Origin of the sequence: Vibrio sp. S457-15, assembly GCF_000960545.1 — a bacterium.
GTDB lineage: Bacteria > Pseudomonadota > Gammaproteobacteria > Enterobacterales > Vibrionaceae > Vibrio > Vibrio parahaemolyticus.
Map to the genome: position 1 here is coordinate 1 of NZ_JYOQ01000030.1, position 537 is coordinate 537.

Genomic DNA, 537 nt, shown 5'->3' on the forward strand with positions numbered 1-537 from the left:
CATTGAGAACTTTACAAACAACAATAAATTGTTGTTTTGTCAGCTTTCCAAATTGTTAAAGAGCTAATCACTTCTAATGAAGTAACCATTTTTAAAAGCACTCATCGAATGCGCTTAAAGATGGTGGGCGATACCGGGCTCGAACCAGTGACCCCCTGCTTGTAAGGCAGGTGCTCTCCCAACTGAGCTAATCGCCCATTGTGTCAAAATATGGTGGAGCTATGCGGGATCGAACCGCAGACCTCCTGCGTGCAAGGCAGGCGCTCTCCCAGCTGAGCTATAGCCCCATATTTTGAGTTTTAATTCCTAATGGAAGGAATGGTGGGTCGTGCAGGATTCGAACCTGCGACCAATTGATTAAAAGTCAACTGCTCTACCAACTGAGCTAACGACCCAATGGTATCCCGTAGGGGAGTCGAACCCCTGTTACCGCCGTGAAAGGGCGGTGTCCTAGGCCTCTAGACGAACGGGACACTGGATTGAAGAGTTTGGGAACTCTTCTTCTCTTTACTTTATAAACCGTATCAATCTGTATGA

4 tRNA genes are annotated in these 537 nt (G+C 46.7%); all 4 read right to left on the minus strand.

The features are described 5' to 3' along the window. Positions 1 to 121: 121 nt before the first annotated feature. A tRNA-Val gene (locus UF05_RS04780) sits at positions 122 to 197 on the minus strand. Positions 198 to 211: 14 nt separating this feature from the next. Next, positions 212 to 287: transfer RNA gene (locus tag UF05_RS04785), tRNA-Ala, on the minus strand. Between the two features lie 32 nt (positions 288 to 319). Further along, positions 320 to 395 (minus strand) — tRNA-Lys (locus tag UF05_RS04790). Between the two features lie 2 nt (positions 396 to 397). Next, a tRNA-Glu gene (locus UF05_RS04795) sits at positions 398 to 473 on the minus strand. Positions 474 to 537: the final 64 nt, after the last annotated feature.